This is a genomic window from Paracoccus sp. S4493 (genome assembly GCF_000967735.1).
Classification (GTDB): domain Bacteria; phylum Pseudomonadota; class Alphaproteobacteria; order Rhodobacterales; family Rhodobacteraceae; genus Paracoccus; species Paracoccus marcusii.
In genome coordinates this window covers 1-1,210 of sequence record NZ_JXYF01000304.1, presented here as the reverse complement: position 1 = coordinate 1,210, position 1,210 = coordinate 1, and the positions used below count along the sequence as shown (strand labels likewise).

The 1,210-nt window shown below is 66.5% G+C and carries 1 protein-coding gene; it reads right to left on the bottom strand.

From position 1 onward, the window contains the following. On the bottom strand, positions 1–1,210 hold a 1,210-nt coding region (purL, locus tag TW83_RS17325), incomplete at both ends, for a phosphoribosylformylglycinamidine synthase subunit PurL (protein WP_045984035.1).

The window sequence follows — 1,210 nt, the reverse complement described above, 5'->3', positions numbered from 1 at the left end:
GATCAGGCCGACGCCGCCGATGGTCGGCGTGGGCAGGATGCCCTTGCCGTCGGTTTCGTTGTACAGCGACACGTTGCCCGACACGATGGGAAAGTCCAGCGCGCGGCAGGCCTCTCCGATGCCCTTGATGGCACCGACCAGCTGGCCCATGATCTCGGGCTTTTCGGGGTTGCCGAAGTTCAGGTTGTCGGTTGTGGCAAGGGGCAGGGCACCCACCGCGGTCAGGTTGCGATAGGCCTCGGCCACGGCCTGCTTGCCGCCCTCGAACGGGTTAGCCTTGACATATCGCGGGGTGACGTCACTGGTGAAGGCCAGCGCCTTGCGGGTTCCGTGCACGCGAACGACGCCCGCGCCCATGCCGGAACGGCGGATCGTGTCGGCCCCGACCTGCGTGTCGTACTGTTCCCAGACCCAGGCACGGTGCGCATGGTTCGGGCTGCCGACAAGCGCGCGCAGGCCGGCGATGGGCGCGATCGGGGGCAGGGCTGGCGCGGGAGTGGCCGCAGGCGTCTCGACCCAGGGGCGGTCATATTCCGGCGCGCTGGAGGACAGCTTGGACAGCGGCAGGTCGGCCATGACCACGTCGCGATGGACGATCAGGAAGCGGTCCTCGGCGATGGTCTCTCCGACGATGGCGAAATCCAGGTCCCATTTCTGGAAGATCGCCCGTGCCTCGGCCTCCTTCTCGGGCTTCAGCACCATCAGCATCCGCTCCTGGGATTCCGACAGCATCATCTCATAGGCGGTCATATTGGTTTCGCGTTGGGGCACGCTGTCCAGGATCAGCTTGATCCCCAGGCCGCCCTTATCGCCCATCTCGACCGCCGAACAGGTCAGGCCCGCGGCCCCCATGTCCTGGATCGAGATCACCGACCCCGACGCCATCAGCTCAAGGCACGCCTCCAGCAGGCATTTCTCGGTGAAGGGGTCGCCGACCTGCACGGTGGGACGTTTGTCCTCGATCGTGTCATCGAACTCGGCGCTGGCCATGGTCGCGCCGCCGACGCCGTCGCGCCCGGTCTTGGCGCCCAGATAGACGACGGGCATGCCCACGCCCGATGCCGCCGAGTAGAAGATCTTGTCGGCGTCGGCCAAGCCCGCTGCAAACGCGTTGACCAGGCAGTTGCCGTCATAGCTGGGGTGGAAACGAACCTCTCCGCCGACGTTCGGCACGCCGAAAGCGTTGCCATAGGCGCCGATCCCCTCGACC